Source organism: Pseudoalteromonas sp. S3260 (genome assembly GCF_005886925.1).
GTDB lineage: Bacteria > Pseudomonadota > Gammaproteobacteria > Enterobacterales > Alteromonadaceae > Pseudoalteromonas > Pseudoalteromonas tetraodonis.
Map to the genome: position 1 here is coordinate 1 of NZ_PNCV01000263.1, position 267 is coordinate 267.

Genomic DNA, 267 nt, shown 5'->3' on the forward strand with positions numbered 1-267 from the left:
TCGGCGTGTTGCAATGAGTGATCATACAGGCGTTGACGCCATTGCTGAGAGTAAGTCGAGGCATAAGCCATAAGCACAAGTAACTGCTGCTCTTGTTCTATATTTAACTCGGCTTCACTTAATGCCGCTATGGTTCGCGATAAAACCTCAGGTTGCTGAGCTTGCATGGCAATATCAGCTCTTTGCAATAGGCGCGAGATAGCCCTTGGTAGCGCGGCATTAAGCATCAGAGCAAGTGACCAATCTTTGTTGTATATCGCCGCTTGC

At 47.9% G+C, this 267-nt stretch carries 1 protein-coding gene; it reads right to left on the reverse strand.

Translation table 11 applies throughout. The features are described 5' to 3' along the window. Nucleotides 1-267: hypothetical protein (locus tag CWC14_RS19250; protein WP_171036888.1), on the reverse strand; the 267-nt coding region annotated here is incomplete at both ends.